The sequence below is a fragment of the Streptomyces krungchingensis genome (genome assembly GCF_054729265.1).
Map to the genome: position 1 here is coordinate 6,955,901 of NZ_JBPUKY010000001.1, position 16,046 is coordinate 6,971,946.

The 16,046-nt window shown below is 71.0% G+C and carries 12 protein-coding genes; 10 read left to right on the forward strand and 2 right to left on the reverse strand.

The features are described from left to right. Positions 1–94: 94 nt before the first annotated feature. The 3 genes from fxsT to ACSYGO_RS30680 all read left to right on the forward strand — a co-directional run bounded on the left by fxsT (position 95) and on the right by ACSYGO_RS30680 (position 4,417). Positions 95–3,106: an FxSxx-COOH system tetratricopeptide repeat protein gene (gene fxsT, locus ACSYGO_RS30670; RefSeq protein ID WP_460388381.1), complete on the forward strand. Its 3,012-nt coding sequence runs from the start codon at positions 95–97 to the stop codon at positions 3,104–3,106. Positions 3,107–3,295: 189 nt separating this feature from the next. Further along, on the forward strand, positions 3,296–3,742 hold the full coding sequence (locus ACSYGO_RS30675; protein ID WP_095936587.1) for a nuclear transport factor 2 family protein: 447 nt from the start codon (positions 3,296–3,298) through the stop codon (positions 3,740–3,742). 42 nt (positions 3,743–3,784) lie between these two features. Beyond that, positions 3,785–4,417 (forward strand): nuclear transport factor 2 family protein, encoded by a 633-nt coding sequence (locus ACSYGO_RS30680; RefSeq protein WP_435233792.1) that lies wholly within the window; start codon positions 3,785–3,787, stop codon positions 4,415–4,417. Positions 4,418–4,531: 114 nt separating this feature from the next. Here the strand turns inward: ACSYGO_RS30680 and ACSYGO_RS30685 are convergent, their stop codons facing one another. After that, positions 4,532–5,557, reverse strand: a complete 1,026-nt coding sequence (locus ACSYGO_RS30685) for an aldo/keto reductase (RefSeq protein ID WP_432174524.1) — start codon at positions 5,555–5,557, stop codon at positions 4,532–4,534. Between the two features lie 299 nt (positions 5,558–5,856). On the opposite strand from ACSYGO_RS30685, the gene ACSYGO_RS30690 reads away from it, so the two are divergent. Together ACSYGO_RS30690 and ACSYGO_RS30695 are read left to right on the forward strand one after the other, a co-directional pair. Further along, positions 5,857–6,546: an NADPH-dependent F420 reductase gene (locus tag ACSYGO_RS30690; protein ID WP_359489728.1), complete on the forward strand. Its 690-nt coding sequence runs from the start codon at positions 5,857–5,859 to the stop codon at positions 6,544–6,546. A 59-nt stretch (positions 6,547–6,605) separates the two neighbouring features. After that, entirely contained in the window at positions 6,606–8,075 is a 1,470-nt protein-coding gene (locus ACSYGO_RS30695; RefSeq protein ID WP_426679706.1) for an MFS transporter, read from the forward strand. A gap of 347 nt (positions 8,076–8,422) precedes the next feature. Here ACSYGO_RS30695 and ACSYGO_RS30700 read toward each other — a convergent pair whose 3' ends face one another. Then, positions 8,423–8,881: a nuclear transport factor 2 family protein gene (locus ACSYGO_RS30700; RefSeq protein ID WP_095936591.1), complete on the reverse strand. Its 459-nt coding sequence runs from the start codon at positions 8,879–8,881 to the stop codon at positions 8,423–8,425. Positions 8,882–9,367: 486 nt separating this feature from the next. On the opposite strand from ACSYGO_RS30700, the gene ACSYGO_RS30705 reads away from it, so the two are divergent. The 5 genes from ACSYGO_RS30705 to ACSYGO_RS30725 all read left to right on the forward strand — a co-directional run bounded on the left by ACSYGO_RS30705 (position 9,368) and on the right by ACSYGO_RS30725 (position 16,029). Further along, the gene (locus ACSYGO_RS30705; RefSeq protein ID WP_028802113.1) at positions 9,368–10,207 is read left to right on the forward strand and encodes a type 1 glutamine amidotransferase domain-containing protein; all 840 of its coding nucleotides are present in this window, start codon (positions 9,368–9,370) and stop codon (positions 10,205–10,207) included. Positions 10,208–10,275: 68 nt separating this feature from the next. Further along, positions 10,276–11,952 (forward strand): thiamine pyrophosphate-binding protein, encoded by a 1,677-nt coding sequence (locus ACSYGO_RS30710; RefSeq protein WP_432174525.1) that lies wholly within the window; start codon positions 10,276–10,278, stop codon positions 11,950–11,952. A 2-nt stretch (positions 11,953–11,954) separates the two neighbouring features. After that, positions 11,955–12,572: a DJ-1/PfpI family protein gene (locus tag ACSYGO_RS30715; protein ID WP_051370795.1), complete on the forward strand. Its 618-nt coding sequence runs from the start codon at positions 11,955–11,957 to the stop codon at positions 12,570–12,572. Further along, a complete protein-coding gene (locus ACSYGO_RS30720) occupies positions 12,569–14,599 on the forward strand; it encodes an alpha-1,4-glucan--maltose-1-phosphate maltosyltransferase (protein WP_432174526.1) in 2,031 nt (676 codons plus the stop codon). The genes ACSYGO_RS30715 and ACSYGO_RS30720 overlap by 4 nt, the downstream gene beginning before the upstream one ends. Next, positions 14,596–16,029: a maltokinase N-terminal cap-like domain-containing protein gene (locus tag ACSYGO_RS30725; RefSeq protein WP_426679702.1), complete on the forward strand. Its 1,434-nt coding sequence runs from the start codon at positions 14,596–14,598 to the stop codon at positions 16,027–16,029. Before ACSYGO_RS30720 ends, ACSYGO_RS30725 begins: the two co-directional genes overlap by 4 nt. Positions 16,030–16,046: the final 17 nt, after the last annotated feature.

Here is a 16,046-nt window from a genome sequence, read left to right on the forward strand (position 1 = left end):
CGTTTGAGGAAACGAACCACGGCAGCAGCTACTGGTGGCAGGCCACTGGTTGTTGCCGGGCTCAGGTTCTAAAATCACGCGGGGAGGCCGCTGCATGTCTGGAGCTCGTACGCCGGTCGGGCCAACCGAGAGGGGGGCCGCGAAGCAGACCGTCACGATCAGCTTCGCCGGTTTCAACCGGGCCTGGGCGGCCTGGATCGGGGACCGCCTGGAGCGGCGCGGCCATCGCGTCGTGTACCAGCGTTGGGACTCACCGGCCGAAGTCGCGCTCGTGGACCTGCTGCGCGACCTGATGCTGGCCCAGGGCCGCATCCTCGTCATCGTCAGCGAGTGGTACTTCCAGCTGGGCCCGCGCACCCACGAGGAGTGGAACACCGCCCTGCGCGAGGTCGTCGCCCCCGATCCGGCCCGGTTCGCGGCCGTCTCCGTCACCAACAGCACCCTGCCCGCCGCCGCCGCCGTCCTCGGCGCGGTCGAGCTGAACAACATGGGTGCCGATGAGGCCGAGCGGCGCGTCCTGGACCGTCTCGACCTGCCCGCCGACCCGCTCCCGGTCCCCGCCGACGGCGCCCGCCAGGGCCCCCGCTTCCCCGCGGCCATGCCCGAGGTGTGGGGCGGAGTACCGCGCCGCAACACCCGCTTCACCGGCCGTGAGCCGCTCCTGAACGACGCCTACCACCTGCTCCAGGGCGCCGAGCCGGGCGCGGGCGTGGTCACCCTGCACGGCATGTCCGGCGTGGGCAAGACACAGCTGGCGGCCGAGTATGTCTACCGCTTCGGTTCCGAGTACGACGTCGTGTGGTGGGTCAACGCCGAGAAACGCGTCACCTACCGGCGCCGACTGGCCGAACTGGCACCCCAGTTGGGGCTGAGCACCGGCGCCGAGTACGGCGAGCGGCTGCGCGCCGTGCGGGACTCGCTGCGCCGCGGCGACCCGTACGCGCGCTGGCTGCTCATCCTGGACGGCGCCGACGAACCGGACCAGATCTGGGACCTGGTGCCCAACGGTCCCGGACACGTCCTGATCACCTCGCGCAACCCCGAGTGGAGCGAGCACAACAGCCGACTGCTGGAGGTCCCGGTCTACGGCCGCGACGAGTCGGTCGCCTTCATCCGCCGGCGCGCCCCGCGGCTCTCGGAGGCCGAGGCCGACCAGCTCGCCGAGGCACTGGAGGACCTGCCCCTCCTGCTCGACCAGACCGCCGGCTGGCTCAACGACTCGGCGCTCTCCGTCGAGGAGTACATCGGCCTTCTCGAAGGCGGCATCGACCAGGACGTCGTCAAGATCTCGACCGACTTCCCGGTCGCCTTCCAGACCGCCTGGTCGATACTGCTGAACAAGCTCCGCGACACCGTCCCGGAGTCCGTGGACCTGCTGCGCCTGTGCACCTTCTTCGCACCCGGATTCATCCCCGTGCGGCTGCTGAAGGAGATGCCGCACGACGAGCTGCCCGAACAGATCGCCGGCCTCCTCAACGACCCGCTCCTGTGGAACAAGGCGATCAACCAGCTCCGCCAGTACTCCGTCGTCCGCCTGGAGTCCCACGAGTCCGCCGGCGACGAGACCTCCTCCTCCGGCGAGTCCCTCTACCTGCACCGCATGGTCCACCAGATCGTCCACAAGGACATGCCCGACGAGGACCGCGCCGAGTTCATCGAGGTGGTGCGGCGGGCCCTGGCCGCGGCCGACCCCCGACGGCCCACCGACACCCGGCTGTGGCCCGGCTACGCGGAGATCGTCCCGCACCTGAAGTACGCGGACGTCCTGCAGAGCAAGGACCCGGCCGTGCAGACGCTGGTCTTCAACTGCCTGCGCTACATGTACATCTCGGGCGAGTACCGCGCGGGCATCAAGCTCGGCGAACGCGCACTCAAGGCCTGGCGCAGACTGCTCGGCGAAAACCACCCGAGGATCTGGGAGCTCACCCACCACTACGCCAACCTGCTCCGCGCGGTCGGCGACTACCAGCGCACCGAGGCCATCGAGCGTGCCGCCGTCGACCATCTGCGCGAGCAGCGCGGCGAGCAGGACCTCGACCACTCCCGCGCCGTCAGCGGCCTCGCCGCCGACCTGCGCGGCCTCGCCCGGTACGACGAGGCCCTGGCGCTCTCCCAGCGGCTCCTGGTGACCTACCGGGACCTCCTCGGCGAACAGGACTCCCGCACCCTCGGCGCCCAGAACAATCTCGCGGTCTCGCTGCGCCTTCTCGGCCGGTACCAGGAGGCCCTCGACACCGACCGGCGGACGCTGGAGGCACGCAGACTGCTGCTGCGCGCCCGCCACCCCTGGACGCTCAACTCGGAGAACTCGTACGCCACCGACCTGCGGCTGCTCGGCCGCTACGCCGAGGCGGCGTCGATCCAGACCAAGAACATGCGGGAGAACCGCATCGTCATGGGCGCCGACCGGCCGCAGACCCTGGACGCCGAGCACAACCTCGCCCTGTGCCACTACCGCAGCGGCGACCGGGCCACCGCCGGACCCATGCTCAGCCGCGTCCTGGAACGCTGCGAGCGCGTCCTGGGCGAGACCGACCCGCAGACACTGCGCTTCGCGACCACCACCAGCTGCTTCGCCCGCGAGCACGGCGACATCGACCAGGCCCGGGAGCTAGGCGAGTCCGTCGTCGCCCGCTACGAGGTGATGCTCGCCGAGGGCCACCCCTACATCGCCGGGGTGCGCGCCAACCACGCCCTGGTGCTGCGCAGTGTCGGCGAGCGGGACCACGCCCATGTCCTCATCGAACAGTCGCTGGCCGACATGACCGCCGCGGTGGGGGAGGCCCATCCCTGGACGCTGGGCTGCGCCATCAACGCCGCCGCGCTGCGCAACCTCGTGGGTGACCCCGAGGGCGCCGCCGCGCTCAGCCAGATCGCGGTCACCCAGGCCGGCGAGACGCTCGGCCGCACCCACCCCCTGACGCTGTCCGCGCGCATCGCCCTCGCCGCCGACCTGCGCGCCCTCAGGGAGCGCCGGCAGGCCGAGAAGATCGAGCAGGAGGCCCTCGCCGACCTGGCCGCCACCCTCGGGGACCAGCACGTCCACACCATTTCGGCGCGCTCCCGCAACCGGCCCTACTGGGACTTCGAACCCCAGTCGACCTGAGCGTCACCGCACGCCCGCCGAAGGCCCGTACCCCTGGTGGAAGGGGTGCGGGCCTTTGTGGTGCGCACTGTCGAATACCAGGTCGACTCCCAGAAGTGTGGGGCAAGCACTTTCAAGTTGTCGCGGACCGTACGCCTTCGGAAGTTCACTGCTGAACGGGAGAAAACCGCAGTGCCGAAGGGAGAAGCTGTGCCGCACGACGATGAGCCGGCCAAGCGGAATGTGGCGCTGGTCGAGCGGATGTATGAGCTCTTCAACACCGGGGACCTGAGCCTCCTGAAGGAAGAAGTCTTCGCGGCGGACCTCGTATGGACGCTGCCCGGACGCAATCCGGTCGGTGGGGTCAAGAACGGACCGGACGAGGTCATCGCCTTCTTCGGCGGTCTCGTCAATTCGGGAATCAAGGTCGACATCGTTCAGATCGACGCCTGGGGCGACGACACCGTGGTCGAGGTGCACCGCGGATACGGCGAATCCCGGGGCGCCGTGCTGGACGCGCTGAACTGCACGCACTACCGCATTCGCGACGGGCGCATCGCGGAAGTCCAGGTCTACATGAGCGACCAGTACGCGGCCGACAACTTCTTCTGGGCCGCTTACGACTTGGCCCCCATTCCGGACAGGTGGGCCAAGTAGCAGGCCCGCACCCTTAGGTCGGAACCCAGACAGGAGACACACATGCCCATCATCGAGCTCACCCTGGTCGAGGGATTCGCCGACGACGACCAGAAGTCGGATGTCATCACCCGGCTCGCGAACGTGGTCGTCGACGTCTTCGGCGAGATCACCAAGCCGAACATCTTCTCCCTCATCCGGGAAGTGAAGCCCGGCTCCTGGTCCATCGGCGGTGTCGTCGCGGACGCGGAGATGGTGGCCGGCGGCAAGGCCATCTCCAACGAGCAGATCGCCCACCGTCTCGACGAGGCGCGCGTGGTCGCCGCCTACGCGGCGCTGGCGAGCGGCGACCGTGCCGAGATCGACACGTACTGGGATGCCGACATGACGTGGCTGGTTCCCGGTGAGGCGCCGGTCTCGGGCCTCAAGCAGGGCCTCGACAACTTCCTCTCCTTCATGGGCGAGGTGGGCGCGCTCGCCGACAACTCCTTCGTGATGGAGCGTTCGGCCACCCTCGTGCTCGGCGACACCAGCGTCGACCTGACGCACAACACCGCCACGCGCGCCGGTGACACGTCCCGCAAGCTCGACATCGACGTGGTGCACGTCATGCGCTGGCGCGACGGCAAGATCGTCGAGGGTCGCGGCGCGATCTTCGGCAGCGGCACCACCGAGTACAACGAGTTCTTCGCCTGAGCCGCCCGGCCGCGGCCCGCGACGCGGGCCGCGACCGGACGACGGTGGGCCGGGAGGCAAGTGCCTCCCGGCCCACCGTCGCGTGTGCGTCGGCCCCGCGTGCGGGCCCGGGTGTCAGCGACCGCGCGGGACGACCCGGTGCCCCACCGAGCCGTAGACCCACTGGGCCGTCTGCTCGATGAAGTCGAGCGGGAACCCGCGGCTGAACTCCGTCGGCGCCTCCAGCCGGGTCAGCTGCTCCGCGGAGAGCGACAGGCCGGCGGCGCCCAGGTTGTCGGTGAGCTGGTCGAGGGTGCGGACGCCCACGATCGGATGCACCGCCCGGTACCGCGCGCGCGTCCAGGCGATCGCCACCTGGGAGGGCGTGGCGTCCAGTTCGTCCGCGACCTCGGCGACGGCCTCCGCGACGGCACGGTCGCGCGGACTCATGTCCTGCGCCGACATGCGGGTCGGTCCGGTCGGCCTGCGGTCGGGCCGGGTGTACTTGCCGGACAGGGCGCCGCTGGCCAGCGGGCCCCAGCCCGCGACGGACAGCCCGGTCGCCTCCGCCATCGGCAGCACCTCGCGCTCGACGTCCCGGTTGAGCAGGTTGTACGGCACCTGGACCGCCGAGAACGGGGTCCAGCCGTGCTGCTCCGCCAGTGTGTTGGCCCGCGCCACCACCCAGGCGGGGGTGTCGGAGATGCCGAGGTAGAGGACCTTCCCCGAGCGCACCACGTCGTCGAGGGCGCGCATCGTCTCCTCGATCGGGGTGTTCGGGTCCCAGATGTGCACCCAGTAGAGGTCGATGTAGTCCGTCCGCAGCCGGCGGAGGCTCGTTTCGAGGGACAGCCTCAGGTTCTTCCGGTGATTTCCGGAGGCGTTGGGGTCCGAGGCGTCGCGGTAGAGCGTGTACTTGGTGGACAGTACGAATCGGTCCCGGTCCTTCTTCAGTAATTCCCCGAGAATTTCCTCGCTTTCCCCTTCGCCATAGTTCACCGCGGTGTCGATGACATTTCCGCCGGCCTGCGCATAGGCTTCGACGATACGTTCGTATTCCATGTGCGCATTACCGTCGCGGTCCCGTCCGTGGAACGTCATGGCGCCGAGGAACAGTTCAGACACCCGTAGCCCCGTCTGCCCCAGCAGTTGATAGAGCATGTCTGTCCTCCTGTGTAGAACTCGGCCGCATGCTAGACGCCTGAGCTGCCGTGACACGCGTAGCACCGCGCGAGGCGGCCGCACTGCGTCAGGTCGCGGCGCCCGGCGGTGCCCGCACGGCACACCACCGCGGGCGGTGCGCCGCGGCCCGCGGAGGGCGTCATCACGAAGCACCGGCGGCGACTTGACGCAGTTCCCGCACGGCGGCCACGGCCGCGGACGGGCCCGCATTTCCGGTGCTAGCAATAAGAGCGGGCGATATCGCCTTCGTATGCCGGACAACCGGAAGGATGCATCGCATGCGCATCGGCGTATTGGGCACCGGAATGGTCGGAAAGGCCATAGCTTCTCGCCTTGTGGAAGTCGGACATGAAGTGCGTCTGGGGTCGCGGACCTCGGACAACGAGAATCTGCTGAACTGGGTCGAGGAGAACGGCGAGTCGGCCAGTGGCGGTACGTTCGCCGACGCCGCCGCCTTCGGCTCCGTCGTCGTGAACGCCACCCGGGGCATCATCTCGCTCGACGTGCTGGAGGCGGCCGGCGAGGAGAATCTCGCCGGCAAGACCATCATGGATGTGGCGAACCCGCTGGTCATCACCAGTGAGGTGGAGCCGCCCTCGCTCGGCATTCTCAACGACGACAGCCTCGGCGAGCGCATCCAGCGCCGTTTCCCGACGGCGCGGGTGGTGAAGACGCTCAACACCATGAACTGCGACATCATGGTGAATCCGAAGGTGCTGTCCGGACACCACAACGTCTTCGTGAGCGGCAACGACAAGGCCGCCAAGGACGAAGTCGCCTCCCTGCTCGGCCAGTTCGGCTGGGGCGAGGACACCATTTTCGACCTGGGTGACATCACGACGGCCCGGGGTCCCGAGATGTTCGTCGCTCTCTATTCCCGGATGTTCCTGAAGATCCGGCACCTGCACTTCAACATCTCGGTCGTCTGGGACCCGAACGTGGAGCCGTTGCTGCCCGAAGGGGTGTGACGGAAGGCGGCTCGGTCCCCACGGGGCAGAGTTCAGAATTCGAGGAGCGTATGACAGCCGTGAAATCGGTAATCGACCGGCGCTGGGGTGTCTTCACCCTGCTGGCCATAGCGCAGTTCGTGGTAATCCTGGACATCAGCGTCGTCAACATCGCACTGCCGTCGATGCAAGCCCCGCTGGGGTTCACCCAGGACGGTCTGCAGTGGGTTGTCGACGCCTACATGCTGACATTCGGCGGCTTCCTGCTCCTGGGCGGGCGTGCGGCCGACCTGTTCGGCCGCAAGCGGGTCTTCCTGCTCGGCCTGACCCTGTTCGGCCTCGCCTCCTTCGCCTGCGGTTTCGCCGACACCAGCGGCCAGTTGGTGGCGGCGCGTGCGGCACAGGGTCTGGGCGGTGCGCTGATGTCGCCCGCGGCCCTCTCCCTGGTCGTCGTGACCTTCCCGGAGGAGCGTGAGCGCAACCGGGCGATGGCCCTGTGGGGCGCCGTCGCCGCCGCCGGTGGCGCGGCCGGCGTGGTGCTCGGCGGTGTGCTGACCGACGCCTTCGGCTGGGAGTGGGTCTTCTGGATCAACGTGCCCCTGACGCTGGGCGGCGCGCTGGTCGGCGTACGCCTGCTCACCGAGGCCGAACGCAGCGGCAACGCACGCCACTTCGACCTGCTCGGCGCGATCAGCGTGACGGCCGGTCTGTCCGCGCTGATCTACGGGTTCGTGCGGATCGGTGAGCACGGCTGGGACGGGCGCGCGGGCGTGGCACTGGCCGCCGCGGTGGTCCTGCTCGCCGTCTTCGTGGTCACCGAGCTCAATGTGCCCGAGCCCGTGGTCGACTTCAGCATCTTCCGGGTGCGGGGGCTCAGCGCCGCGAACGTCATCATGCTGATGTTCTCGGCCGGCGCCGTGGCCATGACCTTCTTCGTCACCATCTACGTCCAACGCGTGCTGGACTACGGTCCGATCGCGGCCGGGCTGTGCTTCCTGCCGATCGCGGTGGGCCAGGTGATCACGTCGCAGGTGGTCGTCGGCCGGCTCATGGGCAAGCTGCACATCTTCACCATCCTCGTCATCGGGCTCGGCCTGACCGCCGTGTCCTTCCTGTGGTTCGCCCAGCTGTCGACGGACGGCTCCTTCCTCCGGAGCATCCTCGGCCCCGGGCTCCTGCTCGCGGTCGGCAGCGGGTTCGCCTTCACGGCGCTCGTGGTGTCCTCCGTGTCGGGTGTCGACCCGGAGCGCTCCGGCATCGCCGGCGGCATGATCAACATGTCCCAGCAGATCGGTGGCGCCCTGGGGCTCGCCATCCTCGCCTCCGTGGCGAACTGGCGGAGCGACCGGATCGCGGACGGGCCGGTGGACGACTCCGCGCTCACCGCCGGGTTCCGGCTCGGCTTCCTCGTGGCCGCCGCGATGATCGTCGCGGGTGCGGTGATCGGCTGGCTGGCGACGCGTACGCGGCAGGCCGCGCAGAGTGCGCCCGCCGCGCGGGTCATCGAGACCGCGGTCGACGAACAGCACGCCTCGGGGGCCGCCTCCTAGCGAGTCGCGGGCCCACGTCACACCGAACGTGGCCGCCCCCCTGCCCCCGCCGTCATCTCCTCCCCCCGACGGCGGGGGCCTTCGCATGCGCCGGCCCACCCGGGAACGGTCGTTCCTCGCCCCCTCCGCCCCTGCCCGTCCCGTACCCGGGGCTCCGCCCCGGACCCCGCTCCTCACACGCCGGAGGGGCTGATTTCAGCCCGTCCGGCGCTCGAGGACGAGGCCGTCCAGGCCGTTCCGGGGGTCTGAGGGCGGAGCCCCCGGAGGGCGCGCACACGTGTGCACCGGGCGGCGTGTTTCCGGTGCCGCCCGGTGCGGGTGGGGGGTTCTGCGGTGCGGGTGGGCCGTCAGGCGTTCGCGCCCAGCGCGCTCACCACGTACTCCAGGGCGCCCATGGCCTTGGCGGTGCCGAGGCCGTCCATGTAGTCGCGGGCGTGGACGATCCGGCCGTCCCGGACCCGCAGGACCAGGATGCTGGGGACGAGGAAGGACTCGCCCGTCGTCGAGATCGTCCCCTCGAAGAAGCGCTCCGCGATGACGAGTTCGCGGTCCTTGCCCTCGTGGACGGCGACCTCGACGACCTTCTCCGTCCGCGCCGGGCTCTGCTCCCAGGCGGCCCGGTAGCCGGCCCGGACCTCTTCGCGGCCGTGGTAGTCGGTGACCCCGGGGAACAGGAACGGGAACTCGTGGACTGCGTCGACCGCGTACAGCTCGGCGACGGCGTCCGCGTCCGCCGCGACGATCGCTCGGTGGTAGGCCTCCAGGACCTCGCGGGGGCTCAGGTCCGTGCTCGGGGTGTCGGGCATGGCTGGGGATCCTTTCGGTCGGCGCACGGTTCGGGCGGCGCACGGACGCTCCTCGTCCGTCGGCGCACAGCCGGTTCTCATCCTTGGCCCCGGGGACCGGCGCGACCGGGCTCCCGGGCGACAGCGGGCGTACATCGCCAAGTCGGGGCGGAGACAGGCTGATCTCGGCCCGGGCCGCCCGCGAACCGCACCGCACATGTCGCCGGGACCCGGCCGCGACCCGCGCGGAAGGCCGCTCCGGCCCGCACCGGAACACACCCCGACCTGCGGCGGAACCGGTCGACGCCCTTCCGGGCACCGGCCCGCCGGCCACCGGGACCGCGCCCCGCCCGGCCGGCACCGGAGGAATGCCCGATGTGCGGAAGTGTTTCCGGCCACTTGCCGATATGGACCCATCACATCAGCCACTCGTGGTCGGCCCGAACCCGCGGAACGTAGACATGAGTTCGACGGTTCGCGGACCGAACCGAACGAGAGGACATCCCCATGAGCAAGCGCATCCTCGTCGTCCTGTCCGAATACGGATACTGGGGCGAAGAGTTGATCGGCCCTCTGGAGACCTTCGACAAGGCCGGGTACCACGTCAGTTTCGCCACGCCGACCGGAAAGCGCCCCGTGGCGCTGCCGCCGAGCATGGACCCCGACTACATCGACCCGCCCCTCGGCCGCTCGGTCACGACGCCCGAGATGGCGGCGAAGGTCCGGGCCATCGACAGCTCCTCCCGCCTCGACGACCCGCTCGACCTGTCGTCCTGGCTGCCCGACCGCCCCTACCGCAGCAAGCCGTACTTCCTGCGGGACTGGGAGGCGTACAACACCCGCCTGGAGCAGATCCGCGAGCAGATCGCGGGCCGCTACGACGCGCTGCTCGTCGTCGGCGGCAGCGGCCCGATCGTCGACCTCGCCAACAACTGGCGGGTCCACGACCTGATTCTCGCCTTCCACGCCCTCGACCTGCCGATCGCCGCCGAGTGCTACGGAGTGGCCGCGCTGGCCTTCGCCCGCGACCAGGAGGACCGCCGCTCCATCATCCGCGGCAAGCACGTCACCGGGCACTGCATCGAGTACGACTACAAGGACGGCACCGGCTTCATGGGCACCGACTTCGTGATCGGCCCGCCGCCGTACCCGCTGGAGTACATCCTGCGCGACGCGACCGGCCCCGACGGCGCCTTCCACGGCAACTTCGGCAGGACGACCTCCGTCATCGTCGACTACCCGTTCATCACCGGCCGTTCGACGCCCGACTCGTACCTGACCGGCGAGAAGGTCGTCGAGGTGCTGGAGAACGGCCTGCGTCAGTGGGGTTTCAGGGCCGCCGGCTGACGGACCGGGCACGGCCGGGGGTCCGGGGGACCTCCGGAAGGCACAGTCGATCGAGAGGTGGACGCATCATGGTCAGCAGGCCCGCGCGGGTCGCGATCCTCGAACAGCTGCGGGCCGACGGGGTCCGGTACATGTTCGGAAACCCCGGCACGGTCGAGCAGGGTTTCCTCGACGAGTTGCGCAACTTCCCAGAACTCGAATACGTCCTCGCGCTGCAGGAGGCCACCGCCGTCGGCATGGCGGACGGCCACGCACGGGCCACCCGCACGCCCACCGTCTGCCAGCTGCACACCGGCGTCGGCCTCGGCAACGGCATCGGCATGCTCTACCAGGCGATGCGCGGACACGCCCCGCTGGTGGTGCTCGTCGGCGAGTCGGGCCTGCGCTACGAGGCCATGGAGGCGCAGATGGCCGCCGACCTGGTCGGCATGGCGGAGCCGGTCACCAAGTGGGCCACCCGGGTCGTCGACCCCGAGTCCACGCTGCGCGTCCTGCGCCGCGCCTTCAAGGTGGCCGCCACACCGCCGTACGGGCCCGTCCTCGTGGTGCTGCCCGCCGACGTGATGGACCGCGACACCTCCGAGGCGGCCGTACCGACGTCGTACCCGGTCACGGACAGCGTCCCCGACGCGGAGACGCTCGACCGGGCCGCGGGGCTGCTCGCCGGCGCGGAGCGGCCGATCGTCATCGCCGGCGACGGCGTCCACTTCGCCGGGGCCGAGAAGGAACTCGGCGACCTCGCCGAGACATGGGGCGCCGAGGTGTGGGGCGCGGACTGGGCAGAGGTCAACCTGCCGGCCGAACACCCCGCCTACGCGGGCCAGTTGGGCCACATGTTCGGCGAGTCCAGCAGGCGCGTCACCGCCGCGGCCGACGCCGTGCTCGTCGTCGGCACGTACACGCTGCCCGAGGTCTACCCGCTGCTCGACGGGGTCTTCGCCGACGGCGCCCCGGTCGTCCACATCGACCTGGACACGGACGCGATCGCGAAGAACTTCCCCGTCGACCTCGGCCTGGTGGCCGACCCGCGGCGGACCCTCGCGGCACTCACCCGTGCGCTCGGCACCCGCATGGACGACGCGGGCCGCGCACGCGCCGGGGAGTGGCTGCGCCGCAGGACCGCCGAGCGGGAGCGGCAGATCGCGGACGCCCGCCGCCCCGACGACGGCGAACTGGCCCCCACCGCCCTGCCGACCACGGCGTTCCTGCGCGAACTCGCCCGCCGGCTCCCCGAGGACACCATGGTGTTCGACGAGGCGCTGACCGCCTCGCCCGACATCTCGCGGCACCTACCGCCCAACCGCCCCGGCCACTGGTTCCAGACCCGCGGCGGCTCCCTGGGCGTGGGCATCCCCGGCGCGCTCGGCGCCCGGCTCGCGCACCCGGACCGTACGGTCGTGGGCTTCACCGGCGACGGCGGATCCATGTACACCATCCAGGCGCTGTGGACGGCGGCCCGCCACGGCATCGGCGCCAAGTTCGTCATCTGCAACAACAGCAGCTACAAGCTCCTCGAACTCAACATCGAGGAGTACTGGAAGTCGCAGTCCATCGACGCGCACGAGCAGCCGGAGATCTTCGACCTCTCGCAGCCCGCGATCGACTTCGTCGGACTCGCCCGCTCGCTCGGCGTACCCGCCGTGCGTGTCGAGAAGCCCGATCAGGTCGAGGCGGCCGTCGCCGAGGCGCTGGGCACCGACGGGCCGTTCCTGATCGACCTGGTCACCGGCAGGGGGAGGGACTAGCCGTGCGGCTTTCCGGCCACAAGATCGCCGTCCTGATGGAGAGCGACTTCTACGAGCCCGAGATTCTCTACTACCAGTTCCGCTTCCCGGAGGAGGGCGCCGAGGTCCACTTCCTGTCCCGGCTCTGGGGCCAGGACTCGATGACCTTCCAGGGACATGAGCACCGGATGCCCTTCGAGGTCTCCGAGTCCTTCGAGGACATCGACGAGTTCGCCCTCAAGGAGTTCTCCGCCGTGATCGTCCCCTCGGGGATGGTCTCCGACCGGCTCCGCTACACCGAGGACCCGGACAAACTGCCGCCCGCGTCCGCATTCCTGCGCCGCGCCTTCCAGGACCCGGCCATCGTCAAGGGCATCATCTGCCACGGCATGTGGCTCACCGCGCCGCTGCCCTCCCTGGTGCGCGGGCGGCGCGCCGTCGTCCACAACAACCTCCTCGGCGACCTGCGCAACATGGGCGGCGAGTACGTCGACGAGGACGTCGTCGTCCACGACGACCTGGTCACCGCGCGCACCGGCCAGCACTGTCACGTGTTCGCCCGCACCATCATCGACCTCCTCGCGAGCAAGGAGAGGCCGGGCGTCCCGGGGCGCCGGACACCGGTGAGGAGCGGGACATGACCGCCATCGTGCCCTCGCACGCCCACCCGACGACACGGGAACGCATCCCGATCAGGGACATCCGCCCCCAGGTGCGCGGCGGGCAGGTGCCCGCCAAGGCGGTGCGCGGCGAGACCCTCACCATCAGTGCCACCGTCTTCCGTGAGGGCGCCGGCGCGGTCGGCGCCAACGTGGTCCTCTACGACCCGGCCGGCCGCCGGGGCCCCTGGACCCCGATGACCCTCGTGGACGCCGACTCCGACCGCTGGGAGGCCACGGTCGTCGTCGGGGCGGGCCGCACCGGACTGTGGACGTACACCGTCGAGGCCTGGGCCGACCCGATCACCACCTGGCGTCGTGACGCACATCTGAAGATTCCCGCCGGGGTCGACGTCGAGCTGATGCTCGCGGAGGGGGCCCTGCTGCACGAGCGGGCCGCCCTCGGCATCCCGGACAAGGACCGCCGGGAGGCGGTGACGGCAGTGGCCGGAGCGCTCCGCGACGAAGCGAGCCCCTCCCCCCGCCGGCTCGAAGCGACCACCGGCCGTGAGGTGGTCGCCGCGCTGGAGAGCCACCCACTGCGCGAACTGGTCACCGTCTCCCGGCCGTTGCCCCTGCTCGTCGAGCGGCGGCGCGCCCTGGTCGGCTCCTGGTACGAGATGTTCCCGCGCTCGGAGGGCGCCGTGCTGCGGCCCGGCGCGCCCCCGGTGAGCGGCACCTTCGAGACCGCCACCCGGCGGCTGCCCGCGATCGCCGCCATGGGCTTCGACGTGGTGTATCTGCCGCCCATCCACCCCATCGGGCACACGCACCGCAAGGGGCCGGACAACACGCTCACCGCCGGGCCCGACGACGTGGGCTCGCCCTGGGCCATCGGCTCGGCCCGGGGCGGGCACGACGCCGTGCACCCGGACCTCGGAACCCTCGACGGCTTCCGCCGGTTCGTCGCCCGGGCGGGGGAGCTGGGCCTGGAGATCGCCCTCGACTTCGCGCTGCAGTGCTCGCCCGACCATCCCTGGCTGGCCGAGCACCCCGAGTGGTTCACCCAGCGCGCGGACGGCACCCTCGCCCCGGCCGAGAACCCGCCGAAGAAGTACGAGGACATCCATCCCCTCTCCTTCGACACGGACTTCGAGGGGCTGGTCGAGGAGACGCTGCGGCTGCTGCGCCACTGGATGGACCAGGGCGTGCGCATCTTCCGCGTCGACAACCCGCACACGAAGCCGGTCGCCTTCTGGGAACGGGTCATCGGCGACATCGCGCTGACCGACCCCGACGTGGTGTTCCTGTCCGAGGCGTTCACCCGCCGGGCCATGGTGCACGCCCTCGCCCAGGCCGGATTCCAGCAGTCGTACACCTACTTCACGTGGAAGAACGACAAGCGGGAGCTCACCGCGTACGCGACCGAACTCGCCCACGAGAGCTCCGACTTCCTGCGCCCCAACCTGTTCGTCAACACCCCGGACATCCTGCACGCCTACCTCCAGGACGGCGGCCGGCCCGCGTTCGAGGCCCGTGCGGTGCTCGCCGCGACCCTCGCGCCCACCTGGGGCGTCTACGCCGGGTTCGAGCTGTGCGAGAACGACGTGCTGAGGGGCGGCACCGAGGACTACCGGCATTCCGAGAAGTACGAACTGCGCCCGCGCGACTGGGCCGCGGCCGAGGCCGGGGGACGCACCATCACCCCGCTCATCACCCGCCTCAACCAGCTGCGCCGCGCCCACCCCGCCCTGCAGGAACTGCGCAACCTGCGCTTCCACCCCACCGGCCACGACCAGGTGATCGCCTACTCCAAGCAGGTGGTGCGGCCCGACGGCGACACCGACACCGTGATCGTCGTCGTCAACCTCGATCCGCACCGCATGTGCGAGACCACCGTCGACGTGGACCTCGCCGCGCTCGGCCTGCCCGAGGACGGCTCGCTGAAGGTGCGCGACGAACTCACCGGCGAGATCCACAGCTGGGGCCGCCACACCTACGTACGCCTGGAACCCGGGCTGACGCCCGCCCACCTGCTGGTCCCGGCCGGATCCGGGGAGGCGTCATGACCGTCGCCGTCGCGGAGCCCGTGCTCGAACCCCTGCTGCCCGCGCTGACTCCGTGGCTGCGCACCCGCCGCTGGTTCGGCGCCGGCGGCGGGGACCCGGCCGCCGTCAGGCCCGTCGTGGTCTCGGTCGTCCACGACGAGGCGCCCGTCCTCGTGCACGCCGTGCTCGGCGTCCCGCGGCCGGACGGCACCGAACAGCTCTACCAGCTCTTCCTCGGCCTGCGCCCCGCGCTGCCGGCACGCCTCGCGGGCGCGGCCATCGCCACCGTGCCCGAGGGCCGCTGGCAGGGCTGGACGCTGTACGAGGCCACGGAGGACGCCGCGCTGATGGGGGTGCTGCTGCGCTCCCTCGCCGTCCGCGGCCGACGCGACGGCCCCCGCCTGGAGCGCACCTCCGCGCACCCCCTGCCCGTCGGTCTGGTGCCCCGCCCGCTGTCCGCCGACCAGAGCAACAGCGCGGTGGTGTACGGCGACCGGCTGCTGTTCAAGATCTACCGGCGTCCCGAGCCGGGGCCGCACCTGGAGGTGGAGGCCCTGCGTGCCCTCACCGAGCGGCACTGCGCCCGTACCCCCGCGCTGCACGGCACGCTGTACACCGGCGCCCCCGGCGGCGAAGGCCTGGTCCTCGGCATGTTCGAGGAGTTCCTGCCCGTCGAGGCGGACGGGTGGCAGACCGCCCTGCGCCGGGTCGGCGACTGCCTGGAGGGGCGGGACGGCGCGGCCCCCGCCACCGGCGGCTTCACGGCGCACGCCCGCGCCCTCGGCGAGGCCGTCGCCGAGGTGCACGCCGTGCTCGCCGACGCCTTCCCGCGGACCAGGGTCACGCCGGAGGAGGTGGCCGAGGAGGCCCGGCTGATGAAGCAGCGGCTGAGGCTGGCCGCCGAGGAGGTGCCCGCCCTCGACCGCTACCGCGGCCGGATCGGCGCCCTCTACGACGACTACGCCCGCCACGCGGGACGCGGCTGCCCTGTCATCGCCCAGCGCGTCCATGGCGATCTGCACCTGGGGCAGGTGCTGCCCACGGCGGACGGCTGGCGCCTGATCGACTTCGAGGGCGAGCCGGACCGCTCCGCCGCCGAGCGCGCCGAGCCCCAGCCCGTCCTGCGGGACGTCGCCGGGATGCTGCGTTCCTTCGACTACGCCGCGCAGACCGGCCTCGCCACCGCGCTGAAACGGTCCGCCGACCGGACCCCGGCTCTCCGCCTGCGGCACGCCCGCCGCGCGGAGGCCTGGGCGATCCGCAACCGGCGCGCGTTCGTCGCCGGATACGCCGGTGCCGGGGGCGCCGACCCGCGCTGCCACCCGGTGCCGCTGCGCGCGTTCGAGGCCGACAAGGCGGTGTACGAGGCGGTGTACGAGGCCAGGCACCGCCCGGACTGGCTCGGCATCCCGCTCACCGCCGTCCACCGTCTCGCCGGAGTGCGCGGCTGAGTGCCGCGTCGCCCGAC